Annotated in this window: 17 protein-coding genes; 3 read left to right on the forward strand and 14 right to left on the reverse strand. The window is 69.2% G+C overall.

Annotated features, from left to right (window positions below):
* Positions 1 to 3 precede the first annotated feature (3 nt).
* The 3 genes from ACYVL2_RS13600 to metF form a co-directional block, all read right to left on the reverse strand.
* Positions 4 to 408 (reverse strand): tetratricopeptide repeat protein, encoded by a 405-nt coding sequence (locus tag ACYVL2_RS13600; RefSeq protein ID WP_460544160.1) that lies wholly within the window; start codon positions 406 to 408, stop codon positions 4 to 6.
* A gap of 21 nt (positions 409 to 429) precedes the next feature.
* The gene (locus ACYVL2_RS13605) at positions 430 to 966 is read right to left on the reverse strand and encodes a hypothetical protein (protein WP_460544162.1); all 537 of its coding nucleotides are present in this window, start codon (positions 964 to 966) and stop codon (positions 430 to 432) included.
* Positions 967 to 1146: 180 nt separating this feature from the next.
* On the reverse strand, positions 1147 to 2079 hold the full coding sequence (metF, locus tag ACYVL2_RS13610; protein ID WP_460544164.1) for a methylenetetrahydrofolate reductase [NAD(P)H]: 933 nt from the start codon (positions 2077 to 2079) through the stop codon (positions 1147 to 1149).
* A gap of 94 nt (positions 2080 to 2173) precedes the next feature.
* Between metF and ACYVL2_RS13615 the strand changes: the two genes are divergently transcribed.
* A complete protein-coding gene (locus tag ACYVL2_RS13615) occupies positions 2174 to 3226 on the forward strand; it encodes a polyprenyl synthetase family protein (protein WP_460544166.1) in 1053 nt (350 codons plus the stop codon).
* Between the two features lie 119 nt (positions 3227 to 3345).
* Entirely contained in the window at positions 3346 to 3963 is a 618-nt protein-coding gene (locus ACYVL2_RS13620; RefSeq protein WP_460544168.1) for a hypothetical protein, read from the forward strand.
* 5 nt (positions 3964 to 3968) lie between these two features.
* Here ACYVL2_RS13620 and ACYVL2_RS13625 read toward each other — a convergent pair whose 3' ends face one another.
* The 9 genes from ACYVL2_RS13625 to ACYVL2_RS13665 all read right to left on the reverse strand — a co-directional run bounded on the left by ACYVL2_RS13625 (position 3969) and on the right by ACYVL2_RS13665 (position 15590).
* Positions 3969 to 5147 carry a PrsW family intramembrane metalloprotease gene (locus ACYVL2_RS13625; RefSeq protein WP_460544170.1) on the reverse strand — a complete coding sequence of 393 codons (1179 nt, stop codon included), beginning with the start codon at positions 5145 to 5147 and terminating at the stop codon, positions 3969 to 3971.
* On the reverse strand, positions 5144 to 5737 hold the full coding sequence (locus ACYVL2_RS13630; protein ID WP_460544172.1) for a hypothetical protein: 594 nt from the start codon (positions 5735 to 5737) through the stop codon (positions 5144 to 5146). The genes ACYVL2_RS13625 and ACYVL2_RS13630 overlap by 4 nt, the downstream gene beginning before the upstream one ends.
* Positions 5738 to 5856: 119 nt before the next feature.
* The gene (locus ACYVL2_RS13635; RefSeq protein ID WP_460544174.1) at positions 5857 to 6954 is read right to left on the reverse strand and encodes a branched-chain amino acid transaminase; all 1098 of its coding nucleotides are present in this window, start codon (positions 6952 to 6954) and stop codon (positions 5857 to 5859) included.
* 154 nt (positions 6955 to 7108) lie between these two features.
* A complete protein-coding gene (locus ACYVL2_RS13640) occupies positions 7109 to 8146 on the reverse strand; it encodes a 3-isopropylmalate dehydrogenase (protein ID WP_460544176.1) in 1038 nt (345 codons plus the stop codon).
* A 183-nt stretch (positions 8147 to 8329) separates the two neighbouring features.
* Positions 8330 to 9928, reverse strand: a complete 1599-nt coding sequence (gene serA, locus ACYVL2_RS13645) for a Rossmann-fold NAD(P)-binding domain-containing protein (protein WP_460544178.1) — start codon at positions 9926 to 9928, stop codon at positions 8330 to 8332.
* A gap of 246 nt (positions 9929 to 10174) precedes the next feature.
* Positions 10175 to 12508 (reverse strand): polyprenyl synthetase family protein, encoded by a 2334-nt coding sequence (locus ACYVL2_RS13650; RefSeq protein ID WP_460544180.1) that lies wholly within the window; start codon positions 12506 to 12508, stop codon positions 10175 to 10177.
* An 85-nt stretch (positions 12509 to 12593) separates the two neighbouring features.
* Entirely contained in the window at positions 12594 to 13130 is a 537-nt protein-coding gene (locus ACYVL2_RS13655) for a regulatory protein RecX (protein WP_460544182.1), read from the reverse strand.
* Positions 13105 to 15261: a recombinase RecA gene (gene recA, locus ACYVL2_RS13660; protein ID WP_460544245.1), complete on the reverse strand. Its 2157-nt coding sequence runs from the start codon at positions 15259 to 15261 to the stop codon at positions 13105 to 13107. The genes ACYVL2_RS13655 and recA overlap by 26 nt, the downstream gene beginning before the upstream one ends.
* A 125-nt stretch (positions 15262 to 15386) precedes the next feature.
* Entirely contained in the window at positions 15387 to 15590 is a 204-nt protein-coding gene (locus tag ACYVL2_RS13665; protein WP_460544184.1) for a DUF3046 domain-containing protein, read from the reverse strand.
* A gap of 59 nt (positions 15591 to 15649) precedes the next feature.
* On the opposite strand from ACYVL2_RS13665, the gene ACYVL2_RS13670 reads away from it, so the two are divergent.
* Positions 15650 to 16222, forward strand: a complete 573-nt coding sequence (locus ACYVL2_RS13670) for a TetR/AcrR family transcriptional regulator (protein ID WP_460544186.1) — start codon at positions 15650 to 15652, stop codon at positions 16220 to 16222.
* 61 nt (positions 16223 to 16283) lie between these two features.
* Here ACYVL2_RS13670 and ACYVL2_RS13675 read toward each other — a convergent pair whose 3' ends face one another.
* The gene (locus tag ACYVL2_RS13675; protein ID WP_460544188.1) at positions 16284 to 18119 is read right to left on the reverse strand and encodes a DEAD/DEAH box helicase; all 1836 of its coding nucleotides are present in this window, start codon (positions 18117 to 18119) and stop codon (positions 16284 to 16286) included.
* Between the two features lie 215 nt (positions 18120 to 18334).
* Positions 18335 to 19360 carry a GNAT family N-acetyltransferase gene (locus ACYVL2_RS13680; RefSeq protein WP_460544190.1) on the reverse strand — a complete coding sequence of 342 codons (1026 nt, stop codon included), beginning with the start codon at positions 19358 to 19360 and terminating at the stop codon, positions 18335 to 18337.
* Positions 19361 to 19367: the final 7 nt, after the last annotated feature.

Genomic DNA, 19367 nt, shown 5'->3' on the forward strand with positions numbered 1-19367 from the left:
CTTTCACTCGCTGATGCGGTCGATCATGCGGAGGTGTCCGCGGGCCTCGGACTTGCGGCCGAGGCGTTCGAGCGTGCGGCCGAGCAGCCGCCGGGCGTAGAAGTCGGCCGGGTTGGCCTCCACCATCGCCTCGGACAGCGCCAGGCACTTGTTCAGCTGCGCGGACTTGAAATAGGCGCGCGCGGCCGTGAGCATGACGTCCGGGTGGTCCGGGTGCTCGCGCAGCAGCGGCTCGAGGAACTCGAGCGCGCCCAGCGGGTCGCGCTTGGCGAGCAGCTCCTCGGCGTCCCGCAGCCGCTGGGTCTCCTCGGGCACCCGGCGCGGGCGCGCGTCGGATTCGATGAAGGCGGCGATCTGGTCGTCCGTGATCTGGTCGTAGCGCATGCCGTCTTGAACGCCGCGGCGCACCGGGGCATTCCCGCCGGGAGACTAACCGTCGCGCAGGGCGGCCGCGACCACGATCGTCAGCTGCAGCAGCCCGAGCGCGGCCATGAGCAGCCACGCGATGGTGGTGACGGTCGCCGCTCCCGAGAGCCACGGATCGTACTGCGCTCCGCCGACCACCGCGATGATTCCGGCCGCGGCGAAGCCGAGGGCCACCGTCACCGTCCGGACCGAGCGCTCCCCCAAGGTCGTCATCCCCAGATCGCGCAGGCCGACCTGCCGCGCCCGCGACCTGGTCTGCACGTAGATCCAGGCCAGCGCCCCGGTGACGACCACGGCCCACCCGGGCGCGCCGAGCAGCCACAGCGCCATCAGCCACGCGGCCTCGCCGAGGCGCCCGGCGAGCGGCTCGAAGACCAGCACCCGACGCGACGGCTGAGTGGTGCGGGTGGCCAGGAGCAGGTACGAGGCGTCTGCCAGCGCGGTGACGCCGATCAGCGCCACGGTGAGCAGGACGAGCGGCCCGCCGGCGAGGGCGACGACCGGCATGAGCAGACTGGCGGTCAGTCCCAGACCGACCACCGCCCCGGGTTGTATTCGGGCGGAGAGGATGGCCCGTCCCACAAGGGAATCGGCGGGCACACGGGTGCGCATGGAATTCGTTGTAGCAGACCCCATCGAGCGAGCGTGCGCAGCGTCGGACATAGTAGAGCACTTTACGCGGTGACCGCGCCGCGACGGGCACGCGGTCAGCGCGGCCGGTCAGCCCTTGGTGACGCGCCTGCCCTTGGCGCCGTTGAGGTTCTGCCAGACGCGACGGGTGGAACGGGAGTGGTTCAGCGTGGTGAAGTGCAGTCCGGGCGCGCCTTCGGCGAGCAGTCGCCGCCCCAGGTCGGTGGCGACTTCGACGCCGATGTCGCGGATCGCGTCGCGGTCGCCCTCGACCGCGCGCAGCCGCTCGGCGAGCGTCTCGGGGAATGCCATGCCGGTGAGCACCGCGAACCGCTCGATCTGCTTGATGTTGGTGACCGGCATGATCCCCGGGACGATCGGGATGTCGCATCCGGCGGCGGCGACCGCGTCGCGCAGCCGCAGGTAGTCCTCGGGGTCGAAGAAGATCTGGGTGATCGCGAAGTCGGCTCCGGCGCGGCACTTCTGCACGAAGTGGCGCACGCCGGTCTCCCAGTCGGGGTCGCGCGGGTGGCCTTCAGGGAAGGCGGCCACGCCGACGCAGAAGTCGCCGGACTCCTTGATGAGCCGGACCAGTTCGGAGGCGTGTTCGAAGCCGTCGGGGTGCTTGACCCAGTCGGCCCTGGGGTCGCCGGGCGGGTCGCCTCGGAGGGCCAGGATGTTGCGCACGCCGACGTTGGCGAAGTGCCCGATGAGGTTGCGCAGCTCGGAGACGGAGTGGTCGACGGCGGTGCAGTGGGCCATGGTCAGCAGGCTGGTGTCGGAGTTGATCCGGTCGGTGGTCTCGACGGTCTTGACCCGGGTGGACCCGCCGGCGCCGTAGGTGACCGAGACGAAGTCGGGCCCGAGCTGCTCGAGGTTGCGGATGGTCCGCCACAGGATCCCCTCGTCCTTCTCGGAACGGGGCGGGAACAGCTCGAAGGAGAACCTGGGCGTGCCCGACCGCAGCAGGTCGCCGATCTTGGCGGTCTGCTGGGGCATCACTGAGGCGACTCCAAGGGTCATGGGACAACCGTAACCGTCCGGCGACACGTGTCCTGGCCTGCACGGCGCTCCACCCAATAGTTGGGACGGACGTCTGTTCGCCTAGGGTCGGGGCGTGGAGCTCAAAGACCGGATCGAATCGGCCCTGACCGCGTTCCTGGACCGGCAGGCGGACCTGATCTGCGGCATCGACGACCGCCTCGGCGACTACGCCGACGCGGTCCGCTCCTTCGTGCTGGGCGGGGGCAAGCGAATCCGGCCCACGTTCGCCTACTGGGGCGCGCGCGGGGCGGGACTGGCCGACTCCGACGAACTGGTCGCCTGCGTGGCCTCGCTGGAGCTGGTCCAGGCCTCGGCGCTCATGCACGACGACCTCATCGACGGCTCCGACACCCGCCGCGGCGCGCCGTCGGTGCACCGCCGCTTCGCCGCGCTCCATCTCCGCGAGGGCTGGTCGGGCCGGCCCGAGCAGTTCGGTGCGGCCGCGGCGATCCTCCTCGGCGACATGTGCCTGGCCTGGTCGGACGAGCTGCTGTGTTCGGCGGGGATGCCGTTCGAGGCGGTCGCGGCCGCTCGGCGCGACTTCGACCTGATGCGCACCGAGGTCAGCGCGGGCCAGTACCTCGATGTGCTCTCCGAGGTGCGGCGCGACGTGTCCGAGGACACCGCCGCGAAGGTCGCCCGCTACAAGTCGGCGAAGTACACCATCGAGCGCCCGCTGCTGCTGGGCGCGTCGCTGGCCGGCGCCGGTGAGGCGGTGCGCGCTCGCTATTCGGCGATCGGGCTGCCGCTGGGCGAGGCGTTCCAACTGCGCGATGACGTCCTCGGGGTCTTCGGCGACCCGACGCAGACCGGGAAGCCGGCAGGGGACGACCTGCGCGAAGGCAAGCACACGTTCCTGGTCGCGAGGGCCTGGGCCGCGGCCGACCGCGCCCAGCGGGCCGAGCTGGACGCGGGCCTGGGGGATCCGGATCTGGACGGCGCCGGTGTGGAGCGGCTGCGGGCGATCCTGATGGACACCGGGGCGCTGGCCGACACCGAGCACCGTATCGAGCTGCTGGCCGAGCGGGCCGGGACGGCGCTGGAGGATTCGCGGGCCGAGGTCGACCCGGCCGCGCTGGAGGTCTTCGCCGGGCTGCTCGTGCGGGCCGTCAAGCGCGACTTCTGACCCGTACGTCCGTCCGATCGACATCGCGGTCCGCAGCAGATCACCACTCTTGTGGGCGACCTGCCGGTTACCAGGAGTCGCCCCGCTCGTTGTCCACCGGTAAGGGAATTACACGAACGGTGGGAATGCTTGTGGGGATCTTCGGCGCCATCGGGCGCGAGACGAAGGGCGCGATGCGGTCGCTCCAATACGACCTGCGCCGGTCCAAACGGTTCCGGCACTTGGGGGTGCTGGCGGTCGCCACGGTGGCGAGCGGCGTCGTCGTCACCGGAGCGCTGCTGCGAGGCCCGGTGCCCGAGCTGATGGGAGTGCAGTCCGACGAGAACGGCTCGGGCATCACCGACGGCTGGTTCGGCTTCGACTCCGGAACACAGGGCCAGGACGCCGAGGTCGAGGAGTCGACCGGCGGCACCGGCGGCGTGGGAAACCGGCACCGGAACGAACCGGGCCAGGAGACGACCACGGCCGCACCTGCTTCGGCCGACGACCGAACGAGCCCGGAGCGCCAGAGCCCCGAGCCCACCGGGATGCCGGGACTGAGCCCGGTCGAGGAACCCTCCGACCACCACTCGCCCGAGCAGAGCCCGACGAGCCCCGGCGGCACGCTCGAACCCAGCCCGGAGCCGGAGCCGACGCCGACGCACACGTCGCCGAGCCCGTCGCAGACCGCCTCGCCGAGCCCGTCGGAGACGCCGAGCCAGGAGACGCCCAGCGCCGACGCCACACCGAGCGAGTGAGGCCGCTAGGGCGCTTCCCTCTTGGCCTCCGCCAGCTCGGTGCGGATCGCGGCGATGTTGCGTTTGACGGCGGCCACGTCCGGAGCGTCCTCGCCGTCGTCGCCGCGCCGCTGCTCGCGCGCCAGCAGCGTCCCGAGGTTCACCAGCTCGCGCTGCAGTTGCCCGTGCAGGTGCCCCGCGCGCTTGCCGAACTCCTTGGTCACCTCGTTGCGGGCCTTGTGGCGGCTGCGCAGCGACCGCATCGAGGTGAGGTCCTCGGTGGTGATGATCTCCTCGGGCTGGTCCGACATCGTGGTCACGAACCAGCGCCACTCGGCGCGGGCCGCGAAGTGGTAGAGGACGAGGAACAGGGCCAGGATGACCAGGCCCTTGCCGTAGGCCAGCGGGACGGTCACCCAGCCGCTGAGGCCGGGGATCGCCGGGAGGTTCCACAGGGTGTGCATGGCCATCGCGAGCGCGAACAGGCCGGCCGCGACGGCGACCCTGACCGCCATGGGGCGGCGGTTCTGGGTGACGAAGAAGGCGATGCCGAGCCCGGCGGCGCCGGTGTAGAGCGGGTGGGACCAGGGACCGGCGACCAGCACGCGGGTGAAGGTGACGCTCATCGATCCGGCCCAGTCGGAGTTGGGGTTGATGACGGCGAAGTTGACCGCGTAGGAGAGGTTCTCGACGACCTGGAAACCCAGGCCGACGAGGGCTCCGTAGATGAGTCCGTCGATGGAGCGGTCGAAGTGCTCCCGGACGATGAGGACGAGCATGACCACGCCGACGGCTTTGAGCCATTCCTCGTTCAGGGGTCCGGCGACGGCCGGTCCCCAGGTGCGGGCCCATTCGGGACCGGTGATGTCGGCGAGGACGACGAGCGCGGCGTCGTTGGCGATCATCGAGAACGACACGGCCGCGAGGCCGCCCCAGCACATGGCGGCGGCGCGGACGGTGACCGGTTCGCGTTCGAACAGGTCGAGGCGGTCGAGGATCCACAGGAAGACGACCGCCAGCGCCCCGTTGATGGCGATCGAGGCCCACAGCGCGCCGGCGATGTCCTCATAGTCCGGCGAGAGGACCCGTCCGAGTCCGATGAGGCCGAATATCAGGCAGGCCACGTAGACCCAGTAGGCGGGGCGGCGCAGGCGGATGAAGGCGCCCTGGCTCTCGACCACGATGCGTTCGGTCTTGACGGTCATGGCTCGCTCAGCACGAAACTCGATACGAAGTCGTCGACGCCGGCCGAGCTGTCGGCGAGCTGGCCGGTCGGCGACAGGAGGGTGAGGGTGGCGGCCGCTCCCCCGTCGTCGCCGACGACCACGATCGAACCGGCGATGTTGCGGCCGTAGAGGTCGGCGCGGAAGCCTTCGAGGCCGTTGACGGGGTTGCGGTAGTCGCGGACGTTGGTCACGGCGATGCCGGGCTGTGTCGCCGTGAGCCGGTCGGCGCGGCGTTCGAGCAGCCGCTCCAAACTGTCCACATCGGTGTCGACTTGGACGTTCGCGGTCGTCTTGCCGCGGTACAGGTTGATGCGGTGCCTCGACAGCGTCAACTCGGCGCTCCAGCCGCCGCCGGGCGGCAGGAACTGCAGGTGCGCGCTGCCGACCGGATAGGACTCCAACGTGATGGTCTCACCCGGGGCGAACTGCTCGGTGGTGTCGCCGACCAGGCGCTCGAGGCCGGTCCACAGCGCCAGCGGCAGCACGATCGCCACCGCGGCCACTACGGCGTGCCACGTGCGTCCCTGTTCCAAGCCGAGCCGGTTCAACCGTATGGTGACCTCGCCCAAGTCCCCTCCCCGAGCCTCGACGCGCGAGACGCGGAGGCATGACTGTCCCCCGCGCTTGGTGTACAAGGTTACGGGGAGGGGACAGCGGCCCGCCCGCGGTTTGACCGATACGCACTCCCTCAGGCGATGCGCCGCGTCCAGCCGTGAGTGTCCTCGGCGCGTCCGTGCTGGATGTCGAGGATGGTCTGTCGCAGTTGCATGGTGAACTTGCCGGCCTCGCCACCGCCGACCTGGAACTCGCCCGCACGGGACTTGACGGTCCCGACCGGGGTGATGACGGCGGCGGTGCCGCACGCGAAGGCCTCGGTGAGCGCCCCGGACTGGGCGTCCTCGCGCCAGCGGTTCAGCGAGTACCGGGTCTCGCGAACCTCCCAGCCGGACTCGGCGGCGAGCGTGAACACCGCGTCGCGGGTGATGCCCGGGAGGATCGTGCCCAGCTGCGGGGTGTAGATGACGTGCTCGTTCTCGTAGACGAAGAACAGGTTCATCCCGCCCAGCTCGTCGACGTACTCGTACTCGACCGCGTCGAGGAACACCACCTGGTCGCAGCCGTGCTCGATGGCCTCGGACTGCGGAAGCAGACTCGCGGCGTAGTTGCCGCCGCACTTGGCCGCGCCGGTGCCGCCGGGGCCGGCGCGGTTGTAGTCCTCAGAGACCCACAGCGTCAGCGGCTTCGGGCCGGACTTGAAGTACGCCGCGGCCGGCGAGGCGATGACCAGGTACTTGTACTCCTTGGCCGGACGCACGCCCAGGAACTGCTCGGAAGCGAACATGAACGGCCGCAAGTACAGGCTGGCCTCCTCCTGCACCGGCACCCAGTCGCCGTCGACGGCGACCAGCTCGCGGATGGAGTCGATGAACCACCGCTCGGGCAGCTTCGGCATCGCCATCCGCTCGGCCGACTGGTTCAACCGCCTGGCGTTGGCCTCGGCCCGGAACAGGCCCACACCGCCGTCGGGGTAACGGTAGGCCTTGAGCCCCTCGAAGATCTCCTGCGCGTAATGCAGGACCGCCGCCGCCGGCGAGAGGGTGATCGGCGCGAACGGCTCGATGCGCGCATCGTGCCACCCCCGGCCCTCGGTGTAGGACATGGTGAACATGTGGTCGGTGAACAGGGTCCCGAAGCCCGGGTCGGCGATCATCCGGTCGCGCTCGGCCTCGGGCGTCGGGTTCGGGTGCGACTCGCGCCGCAGGTCGGGAAGACCTTCGCTGGTCATTGGATATTCCTTCGGTCAGAGCCTTGAGTATCGGTTCTCTCGCCTAACTTACCGCTCGTTCAGGTCGCTAGGCCGGTCGTGCTCGGGTTGCGGACGACATGGAAAAACGCCCGGCGAGTGTTCCCCGCCGGGCGCTGTCAGAGTTGGGAGCTCGTTAGCTCACCTGGCCGGCGACGTCGGCGGCTACTCGGTCGCCCACCTCGCCGGTACGGATCTGAGTGCCGGACTCGCGCCCGGCCAGCTCACGCTCGACCGCGGCGCCGACCGCCGCGGCGGCGCCGCCCCGCCCCAAGTGGTCCAGCAGCAGCGCGGTCGAGGAGATCGCGGCGATCGGGTCGGCGATCCCCTGGCCGGCGATGTCGGGAGCCGAGCCGTGGACCGGCTCGAACGTCGACGGGTGCGTGTAGTCGGGGTTGACGCAACCGGAGGCGGCCAAGCCGATGCCCCCGGTGACGGCGGCGGCGATGTCTGTCAAGATGTCGCCGAAGAGATTGTCGGTCACGATGACATCGAAGGTGTGCGGCCGGTTCACCAGGAACATGGCCGCGGCGTCGACGTGCTGGTACTCGGTGGTGATGTCCGGGTACTCCTCGGCGACATCGCTGAAGGCCCGCTGCCACAACCCGCCGGCGTGGACCAGCACATTGGTCTTGTGGACCATCGTGACATGGCCGCGGCGCCGCTTGGCGCGCTCGAAGGCGTCCCGGACCACCCGCTCGACGCCGTAGCGGGTGTTCAGGCTCTCCTCGGTCGCGATCTCGGCCGACGAACCCTCGTGGAGGTTCCCGCCGGCCCCGGCGTACAGGCCCTCGGTGCCCTCACGGACGACCACGAAGTCGATGTCCCCGGGCTTGACGTCGGCCAGCGGAGTCGAGGCCCCCGGATAGAGCCGGCTCGGCCGCAGATTCACGTACTGGTCGAACTCGAAACGAAGCTTGAGCAGCAGGCCCCGCTCGAGCACACCCGGCGGCACCGAAGGATCGCCGATCGCACCCAACAGGATCGCGTCGTGCCCGTCGAGCTCGGCGAGCACGGTCTCGGGAAGGACCTCCCCGGTCGCGTTGTAGCGGCGAGCGCCCAGATCGTACTCAGTGGCCTCGTAGCCGGGAAGCGCCACATCGAGCACCTTCCGGGCCTCGGCGACGACCTCTTGACCGATCCCGTCTCCGGGGATGACCGCGATCCTGCTCATGCTGCCTCTCTGGAAAGCCTCGTTGCGCTACTGAAAGTCCCTCGCCGCGAACGCACTCCCGCCGAAGACCGCAGCAGCGGCCGAAGGGAATGCGGGCCGGGTGCGTTCACCTTAACGCATCCGTCCCGCATTCCGACGCATCGCTCTCATTAAATGGAACAGCCGGCGAAGCTCCAGCCTCGGCTAGTCCTCCAGCGAGACCGCGCTCGCGCTCGAAGCGCCGACCGCCTCCCTGACCCGACCCAGGACCTCCGAAGGCACCGGCGCGTCGGTGGCCATGGCCATGAACGCATCCCCCCCGGCCGCCTTCCGGGCCACCTGCATCGCCGCGATGTTGATGTTCAGATCCCCGAGCGCGCCCCCGATGAGGCCGACCACGCCCGGCCGGTCGGTGTAGCGCAGGAACAGCAGCGAACCGTCGAAGTCGATGTCGAGCTCGAAACCGTCGACCTCCGTCAACCGCAGCGCCGCCTGCGGACCCGGGCTGACAGTGCCCGACACGGTCAGACCCGTGCCGTCCACCAGCGCACCGCGAAGCGTGACCAGAGTCTGGAACTCCGGCGACTCGGCCGAGGTGTACAGGCCCAGCTCGACCCCGCGCTGCTCCGCGACCAACGGCGCGTTCACATACGTCACCGAATCGGCCACATCAGCGAACAGGCCCTTGGAGGCCGCCAACTGCAGCACCGTCACATCGTTCTCCACCACCTCGCCGCGGACCTCCACGGTCACCGACTGGATGGCGCTGCCCGCCAGCGCGGTGAAGGTCTTGCCGAGACGCTCGGCCAGCGGCAGCAGCGGACGCACGTCCTCGGCGACGACCCCGCCGGCCTGCACATTGGCCGCGTCGGGGACGAACTCGCCCGACAAAGCCAACTTGACGCTCTTGGCGACGGCGAGCCCGGCGTTGTCCTGCGCCTCACGCGTCGAAGCGCCCAAGTGCGGGGTGGCCACGACGTTGTCCAGCGCGAACAGCGGCGAGTCGGTGCACGGCTCGGTCTCGAACACGTCCAGACCCGCGCCGGCGACACGGCCGTCCTTGAGGGCCTCGGCCAGCGCGGCCTCGTCGATCAGGCCGCCACGGGCGGCGTTGACGATCCGCACACCGGGCTTGACCTTGCCCAGCGCCTCCTCGCCGATGAGCCCGGCGGTCTCGGGCGTCTTCGGCAGGTGAATCGTGATGAAGTCGGCCGCCGCCAGCAGCTCGTCGAGCGAGACCAGCTTCACGCCCAACTGCGCGGCGCGCGAGGGCTGCGCGTACGGGTCGAAGGCCGCCACGTTCATGCCGAACGCCTGCATACGGGTGGTGACGAGCTGACCGATCTTCCCGAAGCCGATCACTCCCAGGGTCTTGCCCTGGATCTCCACGCCGGTGAACTTCTTGCGGTCCCAGCGGCCCTCGCGCAGCGAGGAATCGGCGCGGGCGGTGTGGCGGGCGCTGGCGAGCAGGAGCGTGATGGCCTGCTCGGCGGCCGAGACGATGTTGGAAGTGGGCGCGTTGACGACCATGACGCCGCGCTCGGTGGCGGCGGGCAGGTCGACGTTGTCGAGGCCGACGCCGGCGCGGGCGACGACCTTGAGCTTCGGCGCGGCCTCCAGCGCGGGCGCGTCGATCGTGGTCGCGGAGCGGACGATGACGGCCTCGGCGTCGACGAGCGCGCTGTGGAGGGAGCTGACGTCCGTTCCGTCGATCTCCCGGACGTCGAAGTCGCCGGAGAGGACTTCGATCGCTGCGGGCGCGAGTGGATCTGCTACCACCACGACGGGTTTGGGTTCGGTCATGGGTACCTCGCAAAGGTGTGGAATAGACGGAGGACCGGGCGCGGCGCTGCGTCGTCGCGGCCAATGGTATGTCGATAGCGTTAACAGCTCCTCACGGACTGGCGACAGTCCAGATCGTGGAACGAATTTCTCGTGCCGGGGATGCGGCGCCACGACTCCCGCGCCTATAGGGCGCATTCTCCGATCGTGAGGACGATTGCGACCTCGCCGGCGAAAAATTCCGCTGTATCGAGAAGGCTTCGTGATTCAGCGCCGACGGGCGGCGAGGTGGCGAACCGCGCACTCCAGCAGCCAGGTGGGGTAGGGCAGTCGATCACACGCCGCCTGCGCTCTGGCGAGGTGCAGTTCCAGCCTGCGCTCGGCCGCCTCGACGCCGAGCAGGCGCACCAGGTTGGCCTTGCCGACGTCGGCTCCGGCGGGTTTGCCGAGGCTCCCGGTCGTGGCCGTGGCGTCCAGGAGGTCGTCGCGGATCTGGAAGACCACGCCGGCCTCGTAGGCGTAATCCGCGAGGTCGTCCCGGACGGATTCGGGCAGGTTCAGCAGGACCGCCAGGGAGGTGACGGCGAAGTCGAATCCCGTGCCGGTCTTGAGCCGGTACATCTCCACCAGCCGGTCGACCGGCACCTCCGCGCGCTCCGGCAACTCGAGGTCGAGCATCTGCCCGCCGCAGATGCCCGCGGCGCCGTTGACCCCGCCGGCCCTGGCGATCAGGGCCGTGACCCGCTCGGCCGGGAAGTGACGCTCGAGCTCGGCGAGGCGGCCGTAGGCCGAGGCGATCATCGACAGCGCGGCGAGCTGCGCGGCCGCCTCGCCGAACTCCGTGTGGACCGTCGGCGCGCCGCGGCGGATCGGCGAGTCGTCCTGGGCGGGCAGGTCGTCGAAGACCAGGCTGGCGGTGTGGAACAGCTCTCCGGCTTCGAGCAGCGGTTCGATCCGGTCGTAGTCCACGCCGAAGATCGCGGCGGTCATCAGGGTCAGGGCCGGTCGCAGTCGTTTTCCCGGACGGCCGAGGACGTAGGCGATCGCCTGCGGCAGCGTCTCCTCGGACGGGTCGGGCATCGAGCGGGCCAGGACCGACTCCAGGTAGGGCATCCGGTCGGCGACGAAGGTCCGGCAGTCGAGCCGGGTCTGGTCGCGGCGGCGCGACAGGCGCCCGCCGTGGTCGAGGATCGCCTGGTCGACCGGTACCAGGCGGCGCAGCGAGCGGTCGGTGGCGCCGCCCGCTCTGCGGAGGAAGCGAGCGATCGCGTCGGTCGCGGGATAGTCGCTCAGCAGCCGGTCGAGGCTCTCGGGCTCCCCGGAGAGGTGCCGGACCAGTTTCCCGATGCCCTGGCGCCGCAGATGCCGCTCGACCACCGGATCGCCGCCGAAGACTTCGAAGAGCACGTAGGCGCGGTAGGCGAAGTGGTCGAACAGCGGATTCGCGCGGCCTCGAGGGACCGTGAAGGGCGTGACCCGTCCGGCCGCGCGGTCCTCATCGCGGTCCCGCAGGTCGTCGCTGAGCTGGTTCATGAACTTCGCGTTCAAGCACCTGCGGTAGAAGTCGTCGTCGATCTCGCGGCGGCCGACCAGGTTCGCGACGACCCGTGACATGCCGGACTTGACGAACAGGTCGGGGTAGAGCTCTTCGGGATCCGGCGGGCTCGCCGGGTCGGGCCGCCGGACCGCGTCCCGGTGCTGGGCCAGGTACATCGACTCGGCGGCCCGGTACAGCGCCGCGTTGGACTCGACCGGGAAGACCTCGAGCATGCGCTCGTGGAGTTCGCACAGGATCTCGGTGAGCGGGTGGTCGGGAAGCCCGGTCAGGTCCGGCCGGGCGCCGCCTGCGAGCGCTCCGGCCACCGCCTCATGGCAGCGTCGGCGGTCCTCCTCGCTCAGCAGCGACGGCCCGTCCTGCAGGGAGTCGTCGATGATCGCGTAACTCGCGCCGATCGTGAAAGCACCGGGGATGACGCGTTCGAGGTGGGCCGATGCGGTGGCGCGATCGGCGTCCATCGTGTCCAGGAAGGCGATCAGGACGACCCCGACGGTGGACCGCAGCGCCTTCGCGAGCCCGCCTTCGGCGACGACCGCTTCGGGGAGCGCGTGGTTGAGGCGATCGAACTGCTCGGCGAGCCACTGGAACTCCCCGCTCCCTCCGAGTTCGGGAACGCGGCGGGCCAGTCGCCGAAGGCCGTCGTCGAGGCCGGTGGCGCGCGCCAGGTCCGCCGAGATCTCGCGGGCCGGCTTGAGGTACCGCTCCACCCGGTCGGCTATGAGCCCGGCCCTCTCGGAGGTGGGCGCCTCGAGGAGGTTGTAGACGGTGAAGAAGTCGATCTCGTCGAGGATGCGCCGCCGTCTGAGCGCCGAGCGCCGTCGCCGAAGCCAGTGGCTCCAGCGCGCCGGATGCCACCGTTCGGCCTCCACCGTGTCGAGCGTTCTGGTGTATCCGTCCACGTGGGCTTCGATGAGGTCGGAGTTCGACTCGCTCCAGGCCCGGAAATGCGCCAGCGACTCGCTCACGCCTCGTTCCAGCCGCGGCCAGTGAAGATCGGCTTCGACGAACCGGTACGGACCGGGAGTGACGGAAAGGCGGCTCAACGGGTCCTCCTGCGATGCAGGCCAACGGGATGCCTACAGCCTAGTAGCGATGGGCGCCCGGATCGGTCCCGACCGTCCCGAGCGCTCAATCGAAGTGGGCCTCGTCGTCGAGCATCTCGGCCGCCTCGGAGTCGGCCTCGGCCAAGACCTGTTTGACCACCGGGATGGCCACGCCGGCGCCGTAGCCCTTCCTGGCGAGCATGCCCACCAGTTTGCGCAGGACGGCGTCCGCGGGCTGCCCGGCGAGGCTGCGGTAGCGCCTGCGGGCCAGTTCCAGCGCCGCGGCCCGTTCGTCCTCGTCGCTGACCGCCTCCACGGCGGCGTCGACGAACTCGGGCTCGACGCCTTTGCGGCGCAGCTCGCCGGCCAGGGCCCGCTTCGACAGGCCGCGGCCGCGGTGGCGCGAGTCGACCCAGGCGCGGGCGAAGACCTCGTCGTCGATCATGCCGACCTCGGAGTAGCGCTCCAGGATCTCGGCGACGAGCTCCTCCTCGAAGCCTTTGCGGCGCATCGCCGCGCCGAGCTCGGCGCGGGTCCTCGGCCGGCCCGACAGCAGTCGCAGGCAGTACTGCCGGGCGGCCTCGGGGTCGTCCGGGCTAGAAGTCGACCGGGGCTTCTTCAACTTCGGCCTCACCGCCGGCGGCTTCCGCTGCGGCGTCGACGCCGAGCTTCTCCTTGATCTTCTTCTCGATCTCGAGGGCGAGGTCCGGGTTCTCCTTGAGGTTGAGCCGGGCCTTCTCCTTGCCCTGGCCGAGCTGGTCGCCCTCGTAGGTGTACCAGGCGCCGGACTTCTTCACGATGCCGTGCTCGACGCCCATGTCGATGAGCGAGCCCTCCTTGGAGATGCCGTGCCCGTAGAGGATGTCGAACTCGGCCTGCCGGAACGGCGACCCGACCTTGTTCTTGACGACCTTCACGCGGGTGCGGTTGCCGACGGCCTCGCCGCCGTCCTTGAGCGTCTCGATACGCCGGATGTCGAGCCGAACCGAGGCGTAGAACTTCAACGCCCGCCCACCTGAGGTCGTCTCTGGGCTGTTGTGAACCATCACCCCGTCTGCAAGGTAGTTGTGCGTGCCCTCGATTTCGAGGTCATAGCGACTCATGATCGGGTAGTCGCGCTTGGCCTGGATCGAAAGTACCTTGGCAGGTACCAGACCGAACTCAGACTCCGAGAATTCGGGCTTAACCTCGCACATACCGCGGAACCGCGGAAGCAACTTATATTCCATCGATTCCGGAATATAAGGCGCTACCAGCTCCTGGAACCTCGCAGTGGCTGCCGTCGTAAACCTGATCGTGCTGACCTGACGCTGGCCCTTGGAAGCCAGCTTGACATCAAGGTCATGTGTGTCGCGGAGGTAATCGACCAGACGCTGGCGCGAACCCTCGCTCATGGCTTCGACACAGATCTCAATCCGGCCCGAGCCGCCCTTCGTGCTCTCCCAAAGACCCTTCGAGCGAACGGTGAAGCACCCATCGTCCATGTACCAGATGGCCAGCGCAAGAGGGCTGAGCGCTTTCAGGTACTCCCATGAGAGATGCTTCTTCCCGTCGCCGAAATACACCGCTTGCCGCAGCTCCCCCAGCTCGGCCAGGGGTGTGAAGTCTGCAAACACGGCCCCTTTCTCGTTTTCGCTCCGAGAATGTGCAATATTCTCGAGGAGCGACACCTTCCAATCAAGGTAGGCCGATTGCTTCTTTCCGTGGCCCAGCCGCAATCGAGCGCTCGGGGCGCTTGAGCGGACGGGCTCGCCCAGTGAGCCATCGCCCATGAGAGTTCCGAGGATGACCTGCCACTGCTGTTCACTGAGCTGATGCTCTTCAGCTAGCAGGACTCGGTCGCCAACGCGGATCTCCTGCGCCTCGCGCCATCCACCGGGAGTTCGGATGAGGTGGTTGGGAGTCATTGCAAGGCCGGCCTTGCTGTTGCCCGTGCCAGCTCCGGCACGTTCGACCTTGAAGTGCAAGAACTCCTCAGCCTTCCCGTTGTTGAACCAGTTGACTACCTTTCGCGGGACGACTTTTCCTGAATCGAAGTCGTATGAAAGGACTTCGACGTCCAACTTCTGGTTCACGATCTTCCCGATCGGCATCTTGGTGCCGTCTGCCAGCATCACCTTGGTGTACCAGGAGGCACAGCCGAACATAACGCCGACCTTCTCACGGAGCTGGTTGATGAAGATCGCAGTGGTGCCGGTGTTGTTCAGGCCGCCGGCGATCTTGCGGAGCGCCTGGCTCATCAGGCGGGCCTGGAGGCCCACGTGCGAGTCGCCCATCTCGCCCTCGATCTCGGCGCGCGGGACCAGCGCGGCCACGGAGTCGACCACGATCAGGTCGACCGCGCCGGAGCGGATGAGCATGTCGGCGATCTCCAAGGCCTGCTCGCCGGTGTCCGGCTGGCTGACCAGGAGCTCGTCGACGTTGACGCCGATCGCCTCGGCGTAGGTCGGGTCGAGCGCGTGCTCGGCGTCGATCATCGCCGCCACGCCGCCTTCGGCTTGCACATTTGCCATGGCGTGCAAGGCAAGCGAGGTTTTCCCCGAGCTCTCAGGTCCGTATATCTCCACGACGCGGCCGCGCGGCAGGCCTCCCACGCCGAGGGCGACGTCGAGCGCGATCGAACCGGTCGGAATGGTCTTGATGCTCTGCTTGGGCTTCTCGCCCAGCCGCATGACCGAGCCCTTGCCGAACTGCTTGTCGATCTGGGCCAGCGCGAGGTCCAGCGCCTTGCCCTTGTCCTGAGCGGTGTTCATACCGCTGCCTCCCCTGGAACCTGATTGCTTCGCCATGCCGAATACGGTAGTCCCCTGGACCGACAACCTAGGGCAACGGCTTGTTCGAACAGGGCGCAGCTCGCAGGGGCGAGCTCATCGGGGCGTCAGCGGACGAGGCGTGCCGGGACGCGGTCGGGCCAGGTCCGGCATACGGCCATCCATACGGCCTTGACGTTGTCGCCGTCGGCGAGTGCCTGTTCGACGGTGCGGCCGTCGAGCATGCCGATCGAGTGGTCGGCGGCGACGCTGTGGGCGTAGCCCTCGCCGAAGGTCGCCTCCATGCGCTCCCAGAAGTCGCTCATCTTCATCGGCACAACGGTAGGCGACGCGCTGGCCCGCGACCATAGGCGGATGGCAAGATTGCCGCGTGCCTCGCGTCAGCCAAGAACACCTCGAATCGCGCCGTCAGCAGATCCTCGACGGCGCACGCTCCTGTTTCGCGCGTTTCGGCTATGAGGGTGCGACGGTGCGGCGTCTGGAGGAGGCGACGGGTTTGTCGCGCGGGGCGATCTTTCATCACTTCCGTGACAAGGACGCGTTGTTCCTGGCCGTGGCGTCGGTCGACGCGGCGGAGATGGCCGCGACGGTGGCCGAGCGGGGCCTGGTCGGGGTCATGCAGGATTTGACGGCGGCGGCCGACAAGCCGGAGACGGCCGGGTGGCTGGGCACGCAGTTGGAGGTGGCCAGGCGGCTGCGGACCGATCCGGAGTTCGCCGAGGCGTGGGGGCGCCGGCGTGAGGCGATCGCCGAGGCCAGCCGGGTGCGTCTGGAGCATCAGCGGGAGATCGGGGTGCTGCGGACGGACGTCGACATCGAGGTGTTGGCGGGGTTCTTGCAGTTGGTGTACGACGGCTTGGTGCGGTATCTGGCGACCGGCCGCGAGGATCTGGCGATCATGCGGATCCTGGAGCTGGTGGAGGAGGCGGTTCGCCGCCGTTGACTCACGGGACGGACGGGGGCCGGACACGTGCGTGTCCGGCCCTCATTCGTTTTATCGCGGTTTACCAGCGTTCGCGGCGGTCGCGGTTGAAGCCGCGGCCTCCGCGGTCGTCGCGGTCGCCTTTGAAGCCGCGCCGGTCGCCGTCGCGGCCGCCTCGGAATCCGCCGCGGTCGCTGCCGCGGTCGTCGCGGTTGCCTCGGTAGCCTCCGCCGCCGCGCCGGTCGCCGTCGCCGCGGTAGCCGCCGCGGTCGTCGCGGCCGCGGGTGTCGCGGTCGCCTCGGAAGCCTTGGCGGTCGTTGTCGCGGCCGCCCCGGTAGCCGCCGCGGTCGTCGCGGTTGCCTCGGTAGCCTCCGCCGCGTCGGTCGTTGTCGCGGTTGCCTCGGTAGCCTCCGCCGCCGCGCCGGTCGCCTCGCTGGCCGCCGCCGTCGCGGTCGCGTCGGGGTCCCCGGTCGCGCTTGTCGCGCTTGGAGGGGCCTTCGATGATCTCGCGTTCGGCCTGCTCGCGGAGGCGGGCGGCTTCGGCGCGGAGGCCTTCGACGTCTTCGCGCATCCGGATGATCTGGCGTTCGAGCCGCTCGATCTCGGATTCGTTGCGCAGCGCCTGGTGTTCGCAGGAGGCGGCCCGCAGGTCGGTGAAGTTCCGCGCTCCGAGCAGTTCGACCAGTTCGGGGCCGAAGTTGTCGTTCACGAAGTGGCGTTTGGCTTCGACGCCGGCGCGCTCGATGAGGCTGAACACGGTGCGGTTCTGGTGCGGGAGCACCAGGGTCGCCACGACGCCGGACTGTCCGGCGCGGGCGGTGCGCCCGGCGCGGTGCAGGTAGTCCTTGTGGGTCTTGGGCGGGTCGACGTGGAGGACCATGTCGACGCCGTCGACGTGGATGCCGCGGGCGGCGACGTCGGTGCAGACGAGGGCATCGAGTCGGCCGTTCTTGAACCGGTCGAGGACCTTGGAGCGGTCCTGCTGGGACATGCCGCCGTGCAGGCCCTGTGCGTTGACGCCGGCGTCCTGGAGTTCGTCGGCGATGCGGTCGACGGCGAGCTGGGTGCGGACGAAGACCATGGTCAGGCCGGGGCGTCCGGCGATGGCGGCGGTCATGGTGGCCTTGTCCCGCGGCCCGATGAGCAGCAGGTGGTGGGCCATGGTGGTGACCGAGCCGGCGGACGGGTCGACCGAGTGCTGGACGGGGTCGGTCAGGTACTTACGCACCAGGACGTCGATCTCCTTCTCCAGCGTGGCCGAGAAGAGCATGCGCTGCCCGCCGGGGAGCATGTCGAACAGCTCCTCGACCTCGGGCAGGAAGCCCATGTCGGCCATCTGGTCGGCCTCGTCGAGGACGGCGACTTCGACCGATTCGAGGGAGCACTCGCCGCGCCGGATCAGGTCGCGCAGGCGGCCCGGGGTGGCGACGAGCATGTCGACTCCGGCGCGGAGCGCGTCGATCTGGCGGGAGAACGCGGTGCCGCCGCAGACGACCTTCATTTCGATGCCGACGGCGTCGCCGAAGGTCTGCAGGGAGTCGGCGACCTGGATCGCCAGTTCGCGGGTCGGGGTCAGGATGATCGCGCGCGGTTTGCCGGGTTTGGTCCGTCCGCCTTCGGCGAGGCGGGCGAGGGCCGGCAGGCCGAACGCGAGCGTCTTGCCCGAGCCGGTCTGGGCGCGGCCGAGCACGTCGCGGCCGGCCATGGCGTCGGGGATGGTGGCCGCCTGGATCGGGAAGGGCACGTCGATGCCCCGCTCGGCCAGCGCGGCGCTGATCTTCTCGGGGAGTCCGAGGTTCTCGAAGGTCGGTCCGTCGGGAGTGGTGTTCACTTCGTCGGTCCCGACGGTGAACGGTTCGACGGCAGCTTCGGTCTGGGTGTTTCGGGGGGTTTCTGGATTGGTGTCGTCTTGTTGCATGGCAGCATCGGACACAGTCGGGTCGAGAGTCATGGGTCGCCTTCCGCGAGAACATGTGTGATGCACGTTCCGCGGATGCTTTGCTTCACCATGAGCCGACGGTGATGGGGGCGGGACGCGCCTGATTCGGGCCGCTTTGCGGGCCAGCTACGAACAATAGCCGACCATGAGCGGCTCGCGCCACTGACATGGTCGGCTTGTGGGCGGGGACACCTTCAGGAGTCGAGTTTGCGTTGGTATTCGGCGGTGGCATCGAGCGGTTCGTAGCCGAGTTTGACGTTGATGCCGATCATCTGGGCGTTGACGTCGGCGTTGTCGGTCCACACGTGCCGCACTCGGGGGAATCGCTCGCGCAGCAGGCGGAGGTTCACCAGTTTGACGAGGGTGCCGAGTTTGTGGCCGCGGTGGGCGGGGTCGACGATGGTGATCCATTGGAAGCCGTCGTCGTAGTCGGGGTCGTCGAAGACGCCGATGACGGTGTTGGCGACGACTTCGCCGGAGGCGCGGTGGCGGGCGACGGTGGTGACCGGGACGATGCCGACGGCTTCGTTGCGGAGTGCTTTGGCCTCTTTGAGTTCGGCGTCGATGTGCTCGGGTTCGAGTTCGAGTTCGCCGAGGGGGACCTCGGAGAGGATCATCGAGTCGAGGCGGCACATGGTCTCGACCAGCGGCGCCGGGGTGCGGCCGAGCCACGAGATGATCTCGTAGTCGTCGCCGGCGGCTTTGGCTGCCTGGTCGTGCAGTTCGCGTTCCTGAGCCGGGTCGAGCGCGTCGACGGCGCTGCGTCGATTGACGCAGGTGAGGGCGAGTGTGAAGCCGTGCTGTTCGAGGAACTTTCGGCCGGCGTCGCTGCGGCGGGGACCGTCTTCCCAGGTGGTGCGGGCGGCCATCGCGACTTCGGTGCGGTCGTCGGCGCGGGCGAGTTCGATGAACTTGTCCAGCATGGCCGTGCCGATGCCCTGGCGGCGGTGGTCGGGGTGGACGACGAGGTCGGCGAAGCCCCAGTTGAGGTTCTCGCGGTTGGGGAACTCGACGCCGAGGTGGGCGAGGACCTGCGAGCCTTCGACGGCGACGAAGTGGTGCTCGTCGGCGTCGGGCATGGGGTGGATCAGGCTCTTAGCGAACACGCCGCGGTGGGGCACGGGGGTTTCGGGTGCATCGGTGTCGTGGGCGGCTCGGAGTACCTCGAAGGCGCCGGAGACGAGTTCGCCGTCCGCGGGTTCGAGTTCGAAGATTTCCATGGGTTCA

Source organism: Glycomyces halotolerans (assembly GCF_054779575.1).

What these genes read in the sequence shown, in the direction of transcription:
- ACYVL2_RS13635 (WP_460544174.1), bottom strand. Translation starts at nt 6,954, where the DNA reads ATGACCAGCGAAGGTCTTCCCGACCTGCGGCGCGAGTCGCACCCGAAC.
- metF (WP_460544164.1), bottom strand. Translation starts at nt 2,079, where the DNA reads ATGACCCTTGGAGTCGCCTCAGTGATGCCCCAGCAGACCGCCAAGATC.
- ACYVL2_RS13625 (WP_460544170.1), bottom strand. Translation starts at nt 5,147, where the DNA reads ATGACCGTCAAGACCGAACGCATCGTGGTCGAGAGCCAGGGCGCCTTC.
- recA (WP_460544245.1), bottom strand. Translation starts at nt 15,261, where the DNA reads ATGAACACCGCTCAGGACAAGGGCAAGGCGCTGGACCTCGCGCTGGCC.
- serA (WP_460544178.1), bottom strand. Translation starts at nt 9,928, where the DNA reads ATGACCGAACCCAAACCCGTCGTGGTGGTAGCAGATCCACTCGCGCCC.
- ACYVL2_RS13665 (WP_460544184.1), bottom strand. Translation starts at nt 15,590, where the DNA reads ATGAAGATGAGCGACTTCTGGGAGCGCATGGAGGCGACCTTCGGCGAG.
- ACYVL2_RS13675 (WP_460544188.1), bottom strand. Translation starts at nt 18,119, where the DNA reads ATGCAACAAGACGACACCAATCCAGAAACCCCCCGAAACACCCAGACC.
- ACYVL2_RS13680 (WP_460544190.1), bottom strand. Translation starts at nt 19,360, where the DNA reads ATGGAAATCTTCGAACTCGAACCCGCGGACGGCGAACTCGTCTCCGGC.
- ACYVL2_RS13640 (WP_460544176.1), bottom strand. Translation starts at nt 8,146, where the DNA reads ATGAGCAGGATCGCGGTCATCCCCGGAGACGGGATCGGTCAAGAGGTC.